This is a genomic window from Serratia sp. SA088, from assembly GCF_049065515.1.
Lineage (GTDB): Bacteria > Pseudomonadota > Gammaproteobacteria > Enterobacterales > Enterobacteriaceae > Serratia > Serratia nematodiphila.
Window position 1 is genome coordinate 77874 of the sequence record NZ_JBAKGW010000007.1, and the last position, 16635, is coordinate 94508.

18 protein-coding genes are annotated in these 16635 nt (G+C 61.5%); 7 read left to right on the plus strand and 11 right to left on the minus strand.

Features of this window, described 5'->3' with window-relative positions; genetic code table 11:
- Positions 1–18: 18 nt before the first annotated feature.
- The gene (locus ACOWVD_RS17935; RefSeq protein ID WP_164095283.1) at positions 19–1203 is read right to left on the minus strand and encodes an MFS transporter; all 1185 of its coding nucleotides are present in this window, start codon (positions 1201–1203) and stop codon (positions 19–21) included.
- 220 nt (positions 1204–1423) lie between these two features.
- Positions 1424–2989, minus strand: a complete 1566-nt coding sequence (gene lsrK, locus ACOWVD_RS17940) for an autoinducer-2 kinase (protein ID WP_015377075.1) — start codon at positions 2987–2989, stop codon at positions 1424–1426.
- A 193-nt stretch (positions 2990–3182) separates the two neighbouring features.
- Between lsrK and lsrG the strand changes: the two genes are divergently transcribed.
- The 3 genes from lsrG to ACOWVD_RS17955 all read left to right on the plus strand — a co-directional run bounded on the left by lsrG (position 3183) and on the right by ACOWVD_RS17955 (position 5143).
- Entirely contained in the window at positions 3183–3476 is a 294-nt protein-coding gene (gene lsrG / locus ACOWVD_RS17945; protein WP_004939559.1) for a (4S)-4-hydroxy-5-phosphonooxypentane-2,3-dione isomerase, read from the plus strand.
- 87 nt (positions 3477–3563) lie between these two features.
- On the plus strand, positions 3564–4469 hold the full coding sequence (locus ACOWVD_RS17950) for an EamA family transporter (RefSeq protein WP_049239929.1): 906 nt from the start codon (positions 3564–3566) through the stop codon (positions 4467–4469).
- 83 nt (positions 4470–4552) lie between these two features.
- Positions 4553–5143, plus strand: a complete 591-nt coding sequence (locus ACOWVD_RS17955; RefSeq protein ID WP_015377077.1) for a LysE family translocator — start codon at positions 4553–4555, stop codon at positions 5141–5143.
- On the opposite strand, the gene ACOWVD_RS17960 is transcribed toward ACOWVD_RS17955, so the two are convergent.
- Positions 5119–5946, minus strand: coding sequence for an AraC family transcriptional regulator (locus tag ACOWVD_RS17960; RefSeq protein ID WP_049239928.1), 828 nt, complete (start codon positions 5944–5946; stop codon positions 5119–5121). The two genes, ACOWVD_RS17955 and ACOWVD_RS17960, sit on opposite strands and share 25 nt — an antisense overlap.
- A gap of 69 nt (positions 5947–6015) precedes the next feature.
- Between ACOWVD_RS17960 and ACOWVD_RS17965 the strand changes: the two genes are divergently transcribed.
- Positions 6016–6234, plus strand: a complete 219-nt coding sequence (locus ACOWVD_RS17965; RefSeq protein WP_015377079.1) for a DUF7661 family protein — start codon at positions 6016–6018, stop codon at positions 6232–6234.
- 8 nt (positions 6235–6242) lie between these two features.
- Here the strand turns inward: ACOWVD_RS17965 and ACOWVD_RS17970 are convergent, their stop codons facing one another.
- Both ACOWVD_RS17970 and amyA read right to left on the minus strand, forming a co-directional pair.
- Complete coding sequence (locus ACOWVD_RS17970) at positions 6243–7091, minus strand: PA4780 family RIO1-like protein kinase (RefSeq protein ID WP_004939540.1); 849 nt, start codon at positions 7089–7091, stop codon at positions 6243–6245.
- 120 nt (positions 7092–7211) lie between these two features.
- Positions 7212–8702, minus strand: a complete 1491-nt coding sequence (gene amyA, locus ACOWVD_RS17975) for an alpha-amylase (RefSeq protein ID WP_421105713.1) — start codon at positions 8700–8702, stop codon at positions 7212–7214.
- 500 nt (positions 8703–9202) lie between these two features.
- Here amyA and ACOWVD_RS17980 point away from each other — a divergent pair, with 500 nt between their 5' ends.
- Together ACOWVD_RS17980 and ACOWVD_RS17985 are read left to right on the plus strand one after the other, a co-directional pair.
- Complete coding sequence (locus ACOWVD_RS17980) at positions 9203–10108, plus strand: bifunctional helix-turn-helix transcriptional regulator/GNAT family N-acetyltransferase (RefSeq protein WP_041922195.1); 906 nt, start codon at positions 9203–9205, stop codon at positions 10106–10108.
- Positions 10109–10192: 84 nt separating this feature from the next.
- Positions 10193–11491, plus strand: a complete 1299-nt coding sequence (locus tag ACOWVD_RS17985; protein ID WP_015377083.1) for an SLC13 family permease — start codon at positions 10193–10195, stop codon at positions 11489–11491.
- On the opposite strand, the gene dapF is transcribed toward ACOWVD_RS17985, so the two are convergent.
- The 3 genes from dapF to bhsA (ACOWVD_RS18000) all read right to left on the minus strand — a co-directional run bounded on the left by dapF (position 11466) and on the right by bhsA (ACOWVD_RS18000) (position 13163).
- Entirely contained in the window at positions 11466–12341 is an 876-nt protein-coding gene (gene dapF, locus ACOWVD_RS17990; RefSeq protein ID WP_015377084.1) for a diaminopimelate epimerase, read from the minus strand. The genes ACOWVD_RS17985 and dapF overlap by 26 nt on opposite strands.
- A gap of 113 nt (positions 12342–12454) precedes the next feature.
- Complete coding sequence (gene bhsA / locus ACOWVD_RS17995) at positions 12455–12712, minus strand: multiple stress resistance protein BhsA (protein WP_004939517.1); 258 nt, start codon at positions 12710–12712, stop codon at positions 12455–12457.
- A gap of 193 nt (positions 12713–12905) precedes the next feature.
- Entirely contained in the window at positions 12906–13163 is a 258-nt protein-coding gene (gene bhsA / locus ACOWVD_RS18000; protein WP_049239923.1) for a multiple stress resistance protein BhsA, read from the minus strand.
- Positions 13164–13338: 175 nt separating this feature from the next.
- On the opposite strand from bhsA (ACOWVD_RS18000), the gene ACOWVD_RS18005 reads away from it, so the two are divergent.
- A complete protein-coding gene (locus tag ACOWVD_RS18005; protein WP_004939509.1) occupies positions 13339–13983 on the plus strand; it encodes a TetR/AcrR family transcriptional regulator in 645 nt (214 codons plus the stop codon).
- Positions 13984–14018: 35 nt separating this feature from the next.
- On the opposite strand, the gene ACOWVD_RS18010 is transcribed toward ACOWVD_RS18005, so the two are convergent.
- Genes ACOWVD_RS18010 through ACOWVD_RS18020 form a run of 3 tightly spaced genes read right to left on the minus strand, consistent with a single transcriptional unit; the run spans position 14019 to position 16543 of the window.
- A complete protein-coding gene (locus tag ACOWVD_RS18010; RefSeq protein ID WP_004939506.1) occupies positions 14019–14837 on the minus strand; it encodes a MetQ/NlpA family ABC transporter substrate-binding protein in 819 nt (272 codons plus the stop codon).
- A gap of 19 nt (positions 14838–14856) precedes the next feature.
- Positions 14857–15525, minus strand: coding sequence for a methionine ABC transporter permease (locus ACOWVD_RS18015; RefSeq protein ID WP_004939505.1), 669 nt, complete (start codon positions 15523–15525; stop codon positions 14857–14859).
- On the minus strand, positions 15518–16543 hold the full coding sequence (locus tag ACOWVD_RS18020; protein ID WP_118892321.1) for a methionine ABC transporter ATP-binding protein: 1026 nt from the start codon (positions 16541–16543) through the stop codon (positions 15518–15520). The genes ACOWVD_RS18015 and ACOWVD_RS18020 overlap by 8 nt, the downstream gene beginning before the upstream one ends.
- Positions 16544–16635: the final 92 nt, after the last annotated feature.

Sequence of the window (16635 nt, forward strand, 5' to 3'; positions counted from 1 at the left end):
TCTGCAGATAGATAATGATTAACACTGTTTAGCGCCAATCGCGCCGGAGCGCAAGCTGAGGCCGAACACCAGCGTGGCGGAGAGGATCAGCGCGCCGCCGAACAGCATGGCGCTGCTGACGCCCTGCCAGTCCACCACCTCGCCGCCCAGCAATGCGCCGGAGGCCAGCGCGATTTGGACGACGCACACCAGCAGCGCCTGGCCGGCCTCCGGCGCCTGCGGCACCGCGGCGAACATCCAGTTGGTGGCGCACACCGGCACGGCGCCAAAGGCCAGCCCCCAGACCATCACCATCAGCGTGGCGCCGCCGAGGCCGCTGAGCAGCGGTGAGACGATCAGGATGCCTGCCAACATGGCGGCGATCAGGATAAAGGTGGCGCGCAGGCTGTATTCCCCCAGGCGTTCGCCGAGGAACGTGCCCAGCAGGCCGACGGCACCATAGGCCAACAGCTGCAGCGAGATGGCCGACGGGCTGAGCACGAACACCTGCTGCAGCAGGGGCCGCAGATAGGTGTAGGCGGCGAAGTGGCCGATGAACAACAGCACGATGGCGATCAGGCCGATGCGCGCCATCGGCAGGCGCAGCGGCAGTACCAGATCGCGCGGTGTGACCGGCCGGGACGGTGGCACCGAGGTCAGCAAACGCAGCTGCGCCAACAGTACGCCGACCGCCAGCGCCGCACCGCCGAAGAAGGCGGCGCGCCAGCCAAACAGATCGCCGATCAGCGCCCCGGCCGGCACGCCGCACACCGCGCCGACCGAGATGCCGCTGAGGATCAGCGCGGTGGCGCGGCCCTGGCTGGCTTCCGGCACCAGATGGCGGCCGTAGTTGGCGGCGAACGACCAGAAGCCGCCGACGCAGATGCCCAGCAGCACGCGGCCCAGCAGCATCATCGGGAAGTTGACGGCCAGCGCTGCCACCAGGTTGGACACCATCAGCAGCAGCGACAACCCCAGCATCAGCAGGCGTCTGTCCAGCCGGCCGGAAGCCAGGCTCAATACCGGTGCGGCCACCGCCGCCACGATGCCGGGCATGGTGACCATCAACCCGGCGGTGCCGGTGCTGACACCGAGCGAAGGGGCGATGTTGGTCAGCAGGCCGATCGGCAGAAACTCGGTGGTGACCATGACAAAACAGGCGACCGTCAGCGAGAAGATCGCCGGCCACGGGGATGATGCAGGGTTATCTTTATTATTCAGCATAATGCCGCTCGTCTCAGGTGAATGAGCAGGCCGCGCGCGGGGCGCGGTGTGACCGAAGTCACAATCTACGGCAGGTGCAAGTCGCGGATAAATCCATCTGCGGTGGTTACACTGTTTCTGAGGGGGAACAATCGCGGCAGTGAGTTAAAGCGCGGCTTGCGCCGCGCCGAGGGGAAAGGAATAAAACGGCATAAGGTTATGACCGAATGCCGCGAGGCGCTTACAGCCCCGGCGCTTTCCACAGCGAGGTGGTCAGGCCGTTGTCCACCAGCGTCAACTGATCGGCGTAGATCCGCCGCCAGGTTTCTTTCTGTTCCTGATACAGCGCGTGGTGGGTCATGTCCGGCTGATGCTCGCGCTCCCAGCGCACCAGGCGCTCGCCGGTTTCGGCCAGCGATGCGTACAGCCCGGCGCCGACGCCGGCGGCGATCGCGCAGCCCAGCGCGGTGGCCTCTTTCACCACCGGCACCCGCACCGTCAGCCCGGTGACGTCGCTGAGGATCTGGCTCCACAGCTTGCCCTTGGCCCCGCCGCCGGCGAACACCAGCGAACGGGCCTGCACGCCGGAGAAGGCGGCGATCTGTTCCAGATTGCAGGCGGAGACGATGGCGGCATTCTCCTCCAGCGCACGGAACAGCGTCTGTTTGTTGCAACGCTCCGGGTCGATCGACATGTTGATGAACGACGGCGCTGCGTGATACCAGGTTTTGAAATGCATGGCGTCGGAGAAAATCGGCATCACGCCGTAGGCGCCCGGCGGCACTCTGGCCGCCATCTCTTCCAGCAGGCTGTAGGCGTCGACCCCCAGCCGCTCCGCCAGCAGTTTTTCTTCCGCGCAGAAGGCGTCGCGGAACCAGCGCATGGTCAGGCCGGTAAAGAAGCTGATGGATTCTGCCTGCGCCATGCCGGGAATGACGTGGGGGTTGATGCGGATGTTCATCTCCGGATCGATGGCCGGCTCCGGCAGGTTGACGATTTGCTGCCAGAAGGTGCCGCCGAGCACCGCCGTCTGCCCGGCGCGCACGATGCCGAGCCCCAGGCTGCCGAGCTGCACGTCGCCGCCGCCCATCACCACCGGGGTGCCGCGCAGCAGCCCGCTCTCCTGCGCCGCCTGTTCGGTGACGCGCCCCAGCACGCTGCCGGTCTCTTTCACCGGCGACAGAATATCGGCGCGCAGGCCGGCCATGTCGAGCAACGCCGGCCGCCAGTCGCGGCTGGTCAGATCCAGCATGCCGGTAGTGCCGGCGTTGGAAGGATCGACCGCCAGTTCGCCGCTCAGCATGTTGGCCAGCCAGTCGCTGATCATGGTCAGCGTCGCCGCCTGGCGGTAGATGTCCGGCCGATGGTGCGCCAGCCACAGCAGACGCGGCATGGCGCTCAGCGCCAGCGTCTGGCCGGAGTGCTGGTACACCTCGCGTTCGAAGCCGTGGTTGTGCAGCTCTTTCAGCTCGCTGACTTCGTGGCTGGCGCGTGCGTCGACGTTGGCGCAGGCCCAGATCGGCACGCCGTTGCGGTCGTACAGCACGATGCCTTCACGCATCGAGCAGCAGGCCACCGCGCGGATCGCCTGAGCGCTCAATCCTGCACGTTGCATCGCCTGGCGGATGCACTGGCAGGCCAACTGCCAGTTGCGGCTGAGGTCAAACTCCATCGAGCCGGGCACGCCCGGCACCGCGAGGTGTTGCCACTCCGCCTGGCCGTGCGCGATCTGGTTACCCGCCAGATCGAAGATCACCGCGCGAATGCTGCCCGTTCCTGCGTCCAGCGCCATCAAGTAGTTATCCATAGCCTATGCTCTCAGGGGGAGGAATGTTAACTATAGATGCCGCCGCCTTACCCCGCCGGGGGAGGAGTGGGCGTCGCCGACGCGATTTGTGAGCCAGGCGGCAAAATTGCCGTTGCGGCAGGGCAATCGACGGGAATAAACCTATGGTTGGAAAGCGCCATGTTACGGCGCGCCGTTTAAACAAGGAGTTGCCATGCACGTCACATTGGTTGAGATCAACGTTAAACAAGACAAAATCGACGAATTTATCGATGTTTTCCGCGCCAATCACCTGGGCGCGATCGAAGAGCCGGGCAACCTGCGCTTCGATGTGCTGCAGGATGAACAGATCCCGACGCGGTTTTACATCTACGAAGCCTATCGCGACGAGCAGGCGGTGGCGGCGCACAAGCAGACCCCGCACTACCTGCAGTGCGTGGAGAAGCTGGAAGCGCTGATGACCGGCCCGCGCAAGAAGACCACCTTTATCGGCCTGATGCCTGAATAATCGCCGGCGTTTGCCGGTGTCCATGCGCCCGGTTTGGTTGTAACCTGCAAGGCAAAGCGAATTTTCAATGGGATAAGCGGGGCGAGGATGACATTGCGCGATCGGCTGTTGGCGCTGTTGGTGGTGGTGATCTGGGGCGTGAATTTCGTCGTGATCAAGTTCGGTTTACTGGGTATGCCGCCGTTTCTGCTGGCCGGGATGCGTTTTTTACTGGTGGCGTTGCCGGCGATCTTCTTTATCCCGCGCCCGACTATTCCGTGGAAATGGCTGCTGCTGTACGGCATGACCATGAGCTTCGCGCAGTTCGCGTTTTTGTTCGTCGCCATCAAGGTGGGCATGCCGGCGGGGCTGGCCTCGCTGGTGCTGCAGGCGCAGGTGTTCTTCACCCTGCTGTTGGGCGTTGTGCTGATGGGAGAAAAGCTGCGGATCAACCATTTCGTCGGCATCGCTATCGCCAGCGGCGGCATGCTGGTGCTGGCGCAGGCCAGCCTGCATAAGCCGGGCAGCGGCGCGGTCCCTCTGGCGGGCCTGCTGTTGACGCTGGCGGCGGCGTTTTCCTGGGCGCTGGGCAACCTGACCAACAAGAAGATCCTGGCCGGTTTCCCGCAGCGTAATATCTTATCGCTGGTGGTGTGGAGCGCGCCGATCCCGGTCGTGCCGTTCCTGGCCTGCAGCTGGCTGTTCGACGGCCCTGAGGTGGTGCTGAGCAGCCTGAGCCATGTGCAGGTTGGCACCTGGCTGGCGGTGGCCTATCTGGCGTTCGCCGCCACGCTGTTCGGTTATTCGGTGTGGGGCAGCCTGCTGGGGCGCTATGAAACCTGGCGCGTTGCGCCGCTGACGCTGCTGGTGCCGCTGGTCGGGCTGTTCGCCGCCTGGCTGTTGCTGGACGAAGCGTTGTCGCCGGCGCAGTTCGGCGGCGCATTGCTGGTGCTGGCCGGCATGGCGGTCAACACCTTCGGGCTGCCGCGCCGCCGGGCCGTCGCCGTGCGCTAAACCGAATAGGGTAATTCTGTTCAATACGCTGTCGGCGGCGGTCGGCATTCTGGTGCCTGTGAATATTTTCTCAGGTGTCCATCATGAATATCTACCTTTCCATGGCCGCGTTTGCGCTGGCGGCCTCCATCACTCCCGGCCCGGTCAACATCGTCGCATTGAGCGCCGGGGCGCAATTCGGCTTTGGCGCAACCCAGCGCCATGTGTTCGGCGCCACGCTGGGGTTTACCCTGTTGCTGGTGCTGCTGGGATTGGGCATGCACCAACTGCTGATCCTGTGGCCGGGGCTGACCCGCTTGATCCAGTGGGCCGGCGTGGCCTTTCTGCTGTTTATGGCCTATCGGCTGGCGTTTGACGACGGCAGACTGGGCAACGGCGCGGCGCAGGCGCCTTCCTGTTGGTACGGCGCGCTGATGCAATGGCTGAATCCCAAGGCATGGCTGGCGTCGGTGGCCAGCCTCGGCGCCTTTGTCGGCGACGGTGACATTCGGCTGCTGTGGCAGTTCGCCGGGCTCTACTTCGTGATTTGCTATGCCTCGGTAGCCTGCTGGGCCTATGTCGGCGCGATGCTGCGCGGCCTGCTCAGGCAGGCGCGCAACGTGCAGCGCTTTAATCGCGCGATGGCGGCGTTGCTGGCGGCCAGCGCTTGCTATCTGTTGGCAGAGGGTTTTTGATACTGGCCGGGCGTGGCGGCCAACAGCTGTTTGAAGGTGCGCTGAAAGTGCGCCTGATCGGCAAAGCCGCTTTCGCTGGCGGCCGCAGCGATCGGCAGGCCGCTTTTCAAGAGCCGATGGCCGTGCTGTACGCGGCGGTTGACCAGATAGGCGTGCGGCGTCATGCCGTAACGCTGGCGGAAGGCACGGATCAGGTAAGAAGGGGACAGCGCGGCGGCGCGGCAAATGTCGTCCAGCGTCAGCGGCCGGGTGCAGTGCGCGTCGATAAACGCCGCTGCCGCCTCCAGCCGGGTATGCGGTGGCGTCTCCGGCTGGCGGACATCGCCCAGCCCGAGCTGCAGGGCGCTGAAATACTCCACCATGGCGATCTGTTTTTCCAGCGTGCTGCACAGCGGATCCGTCAGCAGCGCATAAAGCCGGTTCAGCCCGTGGAACAGCGCCGGATCGCGGCTGAGCGGCTGGCTGAACGGAACAAAACGGTCGCCCTCGCCGCCGAGCAGCTCCTGCTGCAGCGCGCCGAGCCAGGCGAGATCGAGATAGAACATGACGTACGACCAACGGCGATCGGCGATGGGGTTGCAGGCGTGCGCCTGCTGCGGGTTGATGACAACCAGATCGCCGGCGCTGACCTGCATGCGTCGTTCGCCGTTGACATAGGTGCTGACGCCGCCGGTGATGGCGCCGATGGAAAAGAATTCGTGGCTGTGCAGGCTGTAGCACACCTGGCGGCCATCCGCGATGGCGCGGGCTTCGACGAACGGCAACTGCGGATCGCGCCAGAACTGCGGCGTTTTTTCACTCATACGCTTTCCTTTTCACTGCGGCGGCATCACAGTGTTATAGCCTGAAAGCGACGAGTGGGGGAATGGCGGATGATGATTTTTAACGTGTTCGGCCGTCTGCTGGGCGTGAAGCGCATCGGGGACGAATGGCGGCTGTTCCGCGTGACGCTGCCGGAGCGCAAATATGCTCCCAGCTACGATATCGTGCTGCCGGCGGATCTGCGCGAAGAGGAGATCGCCGGCTATCTGGGGGATATTTATCACGAGGCCGCCACGCCGCAGCGGCCGGAGGTGTTTCGCGTCGAATAGCGCGGCCGTTACTCTTCCGCGTTGCGCGCCATGAGGCGGCGCTGGTGTTCCTCGCTGGCGGCCTGGATCTCTTCCAGCACCGAGCCGACGTCGGCGCGCTTCTGGATTTCGTTGAACCGGCCGCTGAGGGCGCTGTCCGGCGTCAGGTTGCCTTCCTGATACAGCGCCCAAATCTCTTTGGCGTATTGGCTGTCGCGCAGTTCCGGCGCGAACTGGCCGTAATATTCGGCCAGATTGCCGATATCGCGCTCGAACATGCTTTTGGCGTGGTTGTTGGCGGCGGCGTCCACCACCTGCGGCAGATCGATGATCACCGGTCCGTCTTTATCCATCAGCACGTTGAATTCCGACAGGTCGCCGTGCACCAGCCCGGCGCACAGCATGCGCACCGCGTAGTTCATCATCAGGGCGTGATCGGCGCGCGCCTGTTCCGGCGTCAGGATGACATCGCTCAGGCGCGGCGCCACCAGGCCTTCTTCGTCGGTGATCAGCTCCATCAGCAGCACGCCGTCCAGGCAGATATCCGGCTGCGGCACCCGCACCCCGGCCTTGGCCAGCAGATACAGCGCGTCCACTTCGGTGTTTTGCCAGGCTTCTTCCTGCTGCTGGCGGCCGAATTTGGAGCCTTTGCTCATGGCGCGCGCGTCGCGGCTGTTGCGCACCTTGCGCCCTTCCTGATAGTGGACGGCCTGCTTGAAGTTGCGCTTCTCGGCCTCTTTGTACACTTTGGCGCAGCGGATCTCATCGCCGCAGCGCACGATAAACACGTCGGCTTCTTTGCCGCTTTTCAACCGGCGGATGACGTCGTCGATTAACCCGTCATCCACCAGCGGCTGGAGTCGTTTTGGAATTTTCATGCAGCCTTGTACCCTATTTAGGCTCCGGTGTGAATGGCTTGCGCAGTTGATAGCGTAAGTTAGACCCGAAAGGCAAACATTAGTTTTGCCGCCGCGTCATCATTACGCGGCGGCGGGCGATCAGAGGCTGGCGGCCGGCACCCAGACGCTGACGCTGCCGGCGTTAACCGGGAAATGGGCGCTGCCCTGGTCGTCGGCGGTGATTTCCTCCGGGCGGTTGCCGAGGAAATCGCGCCAGACGGTGTGCGCGAGATCGGCGCCGAGCGTGACCGTCTTGCCGCTCTCGCCGCCGTTGGTCAGCACCACTACGCAGCCGGGGGCCTCGGCAGTGCCGGCGCGGCTGAAGGCCACGCAGTGGCTGTCGTCGAAGTAGTCGGTTTGCGGGCCGTTGGCGAAGCGCTGGCGCGCGGCGATCAGCTTCTCCAGCTCCGGGATCGCCGGCATGTCGATCTGGTATTCACCGCCGTCGCGCCCCTTGTCGCGGTAGCTGGCGCCATACAGGTCGGGGTAAAACACGCAGGGCACGCCCTGTTCGCGCAGCAGGATCAGCGCGTAGGCCAGCGGTTTGAACCAGGGTTCCACCGGCGCTTCCAGCGATTGCAGCGGCTGGGTATCGTGGTTGGCGACCAGCGTCACCGCGTGGGCCGGATCGGCGGCGGTCAGGGTATTGGTGAAGATCTGCGCCATGTCGAAGCCGTCGCCCTGTTTCGACGCCTGATGAAACTTCAGGTGCAGCGCCACGTCGAACAGCATCACCTTGCCGTCCACCAACTCGATGTATTGTTGCAGCGCGCCGAGATCGTGCGACCAGTATTCGGCAACGATAAACAGGTCGCGTTGCGCGCTGCCGCGCACGTGATCCGCCCACTCTTTGAAGAACCAGGCGGGAATGTGTTTGGCGGCGTCCAGGCGGAAGCCGTCGCACGGCAAGGTTTCCAACAGCCAGCGCGCCCAGTATTTGAGCTCCTCCGTCACGGCGGTATTGCGGAACTCCACGTCGGCGCCCATCAGATAGTCGTAGTTGCCTTTCTCGTCGTCGACCTGATCGTTCCAGCCGTCGTCGCCATAATCGTTGGCGATTTTGAACACCCCTTTGTCGTCCGGCTGCTCAACATAGTCGACGCCGCTGAAGCATTTGTAATCCCAGATAAATTCGGAATGCACGCCCTGGCGGCCGGGGAAGGTGAAGCGGGTGTAGGCCAGCGCGTCGAAGCCCTGATCGTCAATGTCGTTGCGGTTGTTGGCGTCCACCTTGAACACGTGCACCCGTTCTTTCTCGTCCGCGCCGAGCTTGTGGTTGAACACCACATCGTAAAGCACGCCCACGCCGTGTTCGCGCAGCGTATTGGCGGCATGTTCCAGCGCCGCCTTGTCGCCGTATTTGGTCGCCACGCTGCCTTTCTGGTCAAACTCGCCCAGATCGAACAGATCGTAAGTATCGTAGCCGACGGAGTAGCCGCCGGAAGCGCCCTTGCAGGCGGGCGGCAGCCACAGATCGGTGATGCCCAGTTTGGCCAGGTGCGGGGCGCGCTCGGCGGCCTCCTGCCACAGTTTGCCGCCGTCGGGGTAGTACCAGTGGAAGAATTGCAGCAGGGTGGTTTTTTTCGTCATGAGCCAGCGTCCCGGTTAGCCAGAAGGAGAGAAGCAGTTAAAGCATGGGCTACTTTTGGCAAAAGGGACAATGGTGCAGGGAAGCGCGCGAAGGCAGGCGTAAATATGTAACCGACGTTGACGAGGTAGCGCTTGAATTGTTGCTATCAAGTTTTTACGTTTTAAATTTTATCTTTTAAATTTCAAATGGATATTTATTTTATTTTTTGTTTTACCCACTTTTGCCGTTTTTATGCTCACTTTTATTGGGTTTTTATTTCAACTTTAAATCTTAGTATGATTTTTAATTTTATTAATTTGTTTTAAATTGGATTTAAATGCTGTCATATGAAATATTTTGACATATTCAGGTGCCGGATTGGTTATTCATTCGCAATTGTTTATGCGTTATCGTTATGTTCAAAATTAGATAACACTATCAACCAATAACCCATCCAACGTAGCCTGAAGGTGGGAGAACAGGGGAGCATAACGCCGTGAACATCAGGGATTTCAGAGCATTGGCGCGCAATTTGGTCAGAGAGTTCGGCATGTTGAACAAGCAGAGCAACGGCTCGCGCTTTTCGCCGCTGCAGATCCATCTGATGATCGAAGTCAGCGAGCAGCCGCTGGGCGTCACCGAACTGGCGGCCCGGCTTTGCATCGACAAGGCCAGCGCCAGCCGGGCGCTGCGCAGCCTGGTGGCCGCCGGCGTGATAGAAACGGTGGATCATCCTGATGACAAGCGGCACAACCTGCATCGGCTGAGTAAACAGGGCGGCAAGACGCTGGCCGGCATCGAGAGCGACGCCGACGGTTTTATGCAGGCGGCGCTGGCGCAGTTGGACGACGATGAGCTGGCGAGCACCACTGCGGCGATGAAAAAGATGACCGCGGCGCTGCGCAGCGCGCGCAAACAGCGCGACGCCAATCTGCGGGTGCGGCCGATCGCCGAGCGCGACGATGCGGCGATGGCGGCGATCATTCGCGACGTGTTTCGCGAGTACGGCATGGACAAAATGGAAGGGGTCAGTCTGCACGATCCGGATCTCGATCGGCTGACCGGTCTGTATCGCGACAACGGCGGCCACTACTGGGTGCTGGAGCGGGACGGACAGGTGGTGGGGGGCGTCGGCATGGCGCCGCTGGCCGGCGAAGAGCCCGGCTATTGCGAGCTGCAAAAACTGTTTTTCAAACCCGGCGCGCGCGGGCTGGGCATGGCGCGCCATATGGTGGTGCAGGCGCTGAAGGCGGCGCGGGCGGCGGGGTATCGCTACTGCTACCTGGAAACCACCGAACAGTTGAAAGAGGCGATCGGGTTGTACTATGCGCTGGGGTTCACGCTGTTGACGGAACGGCGCGGCAATACCGGCCACCACGGCTGCAACGTATGCATGCTGAAAAATCTCCAGAGCGACGATATGTGAGCGGTTTCAAGGTTAGCGCCCGCGCCTTGTGTCACCCTGTTAACCGTTTGATAACAATCACAACGTTTTATCAGGGAGGAAACTATGTTGGGGGATCCGATGGCGCTGCCCGCGCTGGTCACGCTGGTGGTCATCGCGCTATGGGCCAGCGCCCGCTTGCCGGAGTATGTGGTCGCGCTGCTGTTCTTTGCGGCGGTGATGGTCTTGCAGCTGGCGCCCGCCGCGGTGACCTTTTCCGGTTTCGCGTCTTCCGCATTCTGGCTGGTGCTCAGCGGTTTTGTGCTGGGCTCCGCCATCCGCAGCACCGGTTTGGCGGATCGCCTGGCCAACCGACTCTTGCCGCATCTGGCCGGTTCCTGGCCCCGGCTGGTGGGCGGCGTGGTGGCGATAAGCTACGCGCTGGCGTTTGTCATGCCATCCAATATGGGGCGGATTACGCTGCTGATGCCGATCGTTATGGCGTTGGCCAATCGCGCCGGTCTGGCGGAAGGCTCGCGCGGCCGCATCGGTTTGGCGCTGGCGGTGGGGTTCGGCACCTTCCAGCTCTCCGCCAGCATCCTGCCGGCCAACGTGCCCAATCTGGTGATGAGCGGCGCGGCGGAAAGCGCCTATGGCAGCCACTTCGCTTATCTTTCTTACCTGCTGTTGCACGCCCCGGTGCTCGGGATCGCCAAAGGCGCGCTGCTGACGCTGTGCATCTGCGGCCTGTTCCGTGCGCGACCTCAGCCGGTGGCGGCCGAGGCGGCGCAAACCCCGCTCAGCGCCGCCGAATGGCGGCTGATCGCGCTGTTGGGCGCCACGGTGCTGTTGTGGATGACCGACAGCTGGCACGGCATCGCTCCCGCCTGGGTGGGGTTGGCGGCAGCGTGTTTCTGCCTGTTGCCGCGTATCGGGTTTCTCAACGGCGAGCAGTTCGCCGCCGGGGTTAACGTGCGCACCTGTATCTACGTGGCGGGGATCCTGGGGCTGACCGCATTGGTCAGCCACTCGGGGCTCGGCGATCGGTTGGGCGGTGCGCTGCTGGCGATGATGCCGGATCTGCATGGCAAACCGTTCGCTGCGTTCGGTTCGCTGGTGGGGATCACCTCGTTGCTGAATTTCGTGGTGACCGCCAACGGCGTGCCGGCGCTGTTTACTCCGCTGGCGCAGGCGTTGTCCGCAGGCAGCGGCTTGCCGCTGCTGACGGTGCTGATGACCCAGGTAATCGGTTACGCCACGCCGCTGCTGCCGTATCAGGCTTCGCCGATCGTGGTGGCGATGGGGATGGGCAAAGTGCCGGCGCGCGAGGGGCTGAAGCTGTGCCTGCTGTTGGCCGCGCTCAGCTTTGCGCTGCTGGTGCCGTTGGATTATCTGTGGTTCAGACTGCTGGGGTGGATCCCGTAAACAGCCCTGCGCCGCCGGCAAAACAATCTTCGTCCAGCGTCAGAGTGGCGATTTTATGCACCGGTCCGCGCATGCTGACCTGAAAATCGCCGCTGAAGGCGATCTGCAGCTCGCCGCCCGGCATCCGCACGCTAACCCGATCGCCGACTCGTCCCAACTTGCGCATCACGCTGGCGGCGGCGCAGCTGCTGCTGCCGGAGGCGAGGGTAAAACCGGCGCCGCGCTCCCAGATGCCGATGCGCAGCGTCTGGCGATCGACCACTTCCACCAGTTGTACATTGGTGCGTTTCGGGAACAGCGGATGGCGTTCAATCTGCGGTCCGAGCCGATGCACCTGCGCCAGATCCAGTTTTTCCACCGGCACCACGCAGTGCGGGTTGCCCATCGACACCAGCGAAACGCTTAACGTCTCCTCCCTCAGGGGCAGCGGATAGTTCAGCGCCTCCGGCAGATCGATCAACGCCGGCAGCGCCGCCGGGCTGAAATTGGCGCGCCCCATTTCCACCGTTATTTGATGCGCGTCTTGCGCCACCTGGCAGCGCACGTCGCCGCCGGCGGTGTGCACCAAAAACGGTTGATGGCCCACGCGGCCGCTGTCAAACAGATAGCGCGCGTAGATACGCAGGCCGTTGCCGCTCTTCTCCGCTTCGGAACCGTCCGGGTTGATGATGCGCAGGGTGGGATTGACGGCGTCGCCGCTGTCGATCAGCAGGCCGTCGGAACCGATGCCGTAATGCGGGTGGCACAGCAGGCGGATCTGTTCATGGCTCAGCCGATCGGCGACCGAACGGTGGCATACCAGGTAGTCGTTGCCCAGACCGTGATATTTGTGGAACAGCAGGGGAGTCATGGCGTTGCTCGGCTCAGCGGAAAAAGGTCGCTACAGCTTACAACAGAACGTTGGCGTTAAAGCAAGCAAAAGGCGGCCTGAGCCGCCCTTTTGCACGATTGCCGATCCGGCCATTAATTGTAGATGATCGCGGTGCCGTGCAGTTTATTGTCACCGGTGGTGGCGATGATCTGGAAGGATTTTGCGCCCGCCGCATCGGCTTTGGCCGCCAGTTTGTTTTCCAGGCTGCTCAGGTCGGACGCGCCGCTGACGGTGACGACGCCGGCTTTTTGCAGGTCGGCGGGTTGTGCGTTAACCAGTTCGGCGGCGAAGCTGCCGAAGGAGACGGAAGCCAGTGCGATGGCGGCGATGGTCATTTTCAGGTTTTTCATGGTCTTATTTCCTATCTTTGTTCTTTACGATGTTTGTTTTGTAAGGTCGTTAAATTAATTAACGATCGATAATTTAATGTTAGATGCCGGTTTGACGGATTGCAAGTATTTTTTTAATACTCGTTAATTAATTTTTTTTGACGCCCTGGCGTCGGGAGCAAAACTTATCGCGATCCGCTGGTTTAATTCATTGTTATTGATATATTTCTGCGGTGCCGTGCAGCTGGTTGTTACCGCCGGCGCCGATGATACGGAAGGATTTTGCACCGGCCTGATCGGCTTTGGCGGCCAGGCTGCTTTCCAGCGAGGTAAGATCGGATGCGCCGCTGACGGTAATGACGCCCACTTTCTGCTGGCCAGCCGGTTGGTTCTGGACCAAATCAGCGGCGAAGCTGCCGAAGGAAATGCTGGCCAGAGTGAGGACTGCTAAGGTTAATTTTAAGTTTTTCATAATGTTAATTCCTTTCCGATAACGGTGAATAGAGGGGTTTAATCCGCTTCGCTAAATTATCTTAACGATCGATAACTAAATGCTAATCGGTTCTCGACGAGGGCGCAATATTTTTTTATAATGATCGTTAAGTTATTTGTGCTAACCCTGCTGTGGAGCGGGACAGGAGAGAATGATGAGCATCAATGAAGAGGTCTGCGGCAAAAAGAGCCGTGGCAGGCCGAAACAATTTGATCGCGACCGGGCGCTGGAAAGCGCGCTCGATCTGTTCTGGCGGCACGGCTATGAAGCCACCTCGCTGGCCGATCTGGTGGAAGTGACCGGCGCCAAAGCGCCGACGCTGTATGCGGAATTCGGCAACAAGGAAGGGATGTTCCGCGCGGCGGTGGAACGCTATCTGCAAAAATACACCACCTGCACCAACCAACTGTTGGAACAGGCGTTGCCGGTGGCCGAGATCGTCGAGGCCTACGTGCGTTCTTCCGTCGAAGTGTTTACCGATCCCGATACGCCGTCAGGTTGTTTTATGGTGTGCGCCTCCGCCGCGCTGTCGTCCGCGTCCGACGACGTCGCCCAGATGCTGCGCAAAAAACATCATGCCCAGGAAGCGGCGCTGAAAGCCTGTTTCGATCGCAAGGTGCAGCAGGGTGAACTGCTGGCGAAGACCGACACCGCGCTGCTGGCGAAATACGTCATTTGCACCATTGAAGGCATGTCGGTGCAGGCGCGCGAAGGGGCAAGCCGCAGCGATCTGCTGCGGTTGCTGGAGGCGTTGATGCTGGTGTGGCCGCGGCTCAGCCAGATTGGCAATAAGGTGTGACAACCGGCCCGGCTTTTACCGGGCCGTTTAACCCATTACTGATTGACCGGGATCACCGCGCCCTGGTACTTCTCGCGAATAAAGTCCTGAATCGGTTTTGAGTGCAGCACTTTGACCAGCGCCACGATCTCCGGCTTGTTCACGTCGGCTTTGTGCACGGTGATAATGTTGGCGTACGGGTTGTTTTCGCCGCTTTCGACCGCGATCGGATCCTTGGTCGGATTCAGCCCGGCGTCGATGGCGTAGTTGGCGTTGATCACCACCGCGTCGCCTTCGTTGTTGTTATACATCTGTGGCAGCAGCGCGCCCTCAACGTTGGCCTGGAACTTCAGGTGTTTCGGGTTTTCCACCACGTCGGTGATGCGCGCGTCCACTTTGCTCACCCCCGGCTTCAGCTTGATCACGCCTTCCCGTTCAAAAATAGACAGGATGCGGCCTTCTTCCGCCACCGCGTCGCGCATGATGATTTTGCCGTTTTCCGGCAGATCTTTCAGGCTCTTGTACTTCTTCGAGTAGATACCGATAGGCTCAATATGGATCGCGCCGGCGCTGACGAAGTCGTAGCTCTTGTCGTCGGCGTGGTCTTTCAGCACCGAGTTCAGGTAAGGCACGTGCTGGAAATAGTTGGCGTCAATGTCATGGCTGGCCAGCGCAGTGTTCGGCAGGATGTAGTCCTGGAAGCGCTTGATTTGCAGATCGATGCCTTCCTTCGCCAGTATCGGTTTAGCCTGTTCGAGGATCTCGGCGTGCGGCACGTTGGAGGCGCCGACCACCAGCTTGGTCGCCGCGGCGGCGCCAAAAGAAGCCAGAGTGGCGACGGAGGCGAAAGCCAACATCAGTAGGTGCTTTTTCATCATCGTTTTCCTTGGTTAATTAACGTTTATCGAGCGTTCTTGTCAGGGTGTCGCCAATGAACTGAATGACGAAAACGATCAGCAGGATCGTCAGCGTCGCCACCAGCGTCACGTCACTGTGGTTGCGTTGGAAGCCTTCCAGATAGGCCAGGTTGCCCAGTCCGCCGGCGCCGATCACCCCGGCCATCGCGGTGTAGCTCACCAGCGCGATCAGGGTGACGGTGATGCCGGAAACCAGCGCCGGCGAGCTTTCCGGCAGCAATACGCGGAAAATCAGGGTGCGGTTTTTGGCGCCCATCGAGCGCGCCGCTTCGATCACTCCTTTGTCGACCTCGCGCAGCGCGATCTCCACCAGCCGGGCATAGAACGGCGCCGCGCCGACGATCAGCGCCGGCAGGGCCGCATCTGCGCCGAGAATGGTGCCGATAAGCGACTTGGTGAACGGGATCAGCAGCACGATCAGAATGATGAACGGAATGGAGCGGAAGACGTTGACCAACACGGAGATCAGCGAGTAGACCGCCCGGTTCTGCAACAGCTGGCCCTTCGAGGTTAAAAACAGCAGCACGCCGAGCACGATGCCCAGCACCAGCGTGGCCAAACCGGCGATGCCGGTCATGTACAGCGTTTCCCAGGTGGCGTCCCACAGTTGGTCCAGACGCAGGTGGGGGAACAGGGATTCAATCATGTTGGATAACCTCGACGGCGATGTTTCTTTCGTTCAGCAACTTGAGCATGTCGGCGACTTGTTGTTCGTTGCCTTCGGCGTGGATGTACAGTTCGCCGAACGAACCGTTGAGGGTGTGGCTGATCTTGCCGTGCAGAATGTTGATGGTCAGGGCGTAGCGCCGGATCACTTCAGAGATCACCGCCTGATGGGTTTGCACGCCGACGAAGGTCAACTTGAAAATCGCCCCCGGCAGGTGGGCGGTGAGCTGCGGGTTGAAGCTCTCTTCGGTGTCCGCATACTGCGACACCTGTTTGACGAACTGCCGGGTGATCGGCTGCTGCGGCCGGGTGAACACATCGAGCACCGGGCCTTCTTCGACGATGCGGCCGTTTTCCATCACCGCCACGCGGTGGCAGATTTTGCGCACCACGTGCATCTCGTGAGTGATCAGCACGATGGTCAATTTCAGCTGACGGTTGATGTCCAACAGCAGGTCGAGAATGGCGTCGGTGGTCTGCGGATCGAGCGCCGAGGTGGCCTCGTCGCACAGCAGCACGCTCGGGTTATTGGCCAGCGCGCGGGCGATGCCGACGCGCTGCTTTTGGCCGCCGCTGAGCTGCGACGGGTAGGCGTTTTCGCGCCCCTGCAGACCGACCAGCGCGATCAGTTCCGCCACGCGCGGCGCAATCCGCGCCTTGGGCACGCCGGCGATCTGCATGGAAAACGCGATGTTCTGGCTGACGGTGCGCGACCACAGCAGATTGAAGTGCTGAAACACCATGCTGATTTTCAGCCGTGCCTGGCGCAGATGGCTGCCTTTGGCGCGGGCGATATCGAAACCACCGACGTCGATGCGGCCGCTGGTGGGCGTTTCCAGGCCGTTGAGCAGGCGGATGAGGGTGCTTTTGCCGGCGCCGCTGTAGCCGATGATGCCGTAAATTTGCCCGGCCTCTACCGCCAGGCTGACGTTGTCTACCGCTACGACGCGGCCCTGTGTGCTGTCAAAAGTTTTGCAAACGTTCGAAAGAACGATCATAGCGAAGCGGATCCTTATCGATACATCACAGCATTCCGTCCAGAGCGCGGTGCGCCGGACAGAGATCGTTCGGCTTTTCGGCTGACGGAACC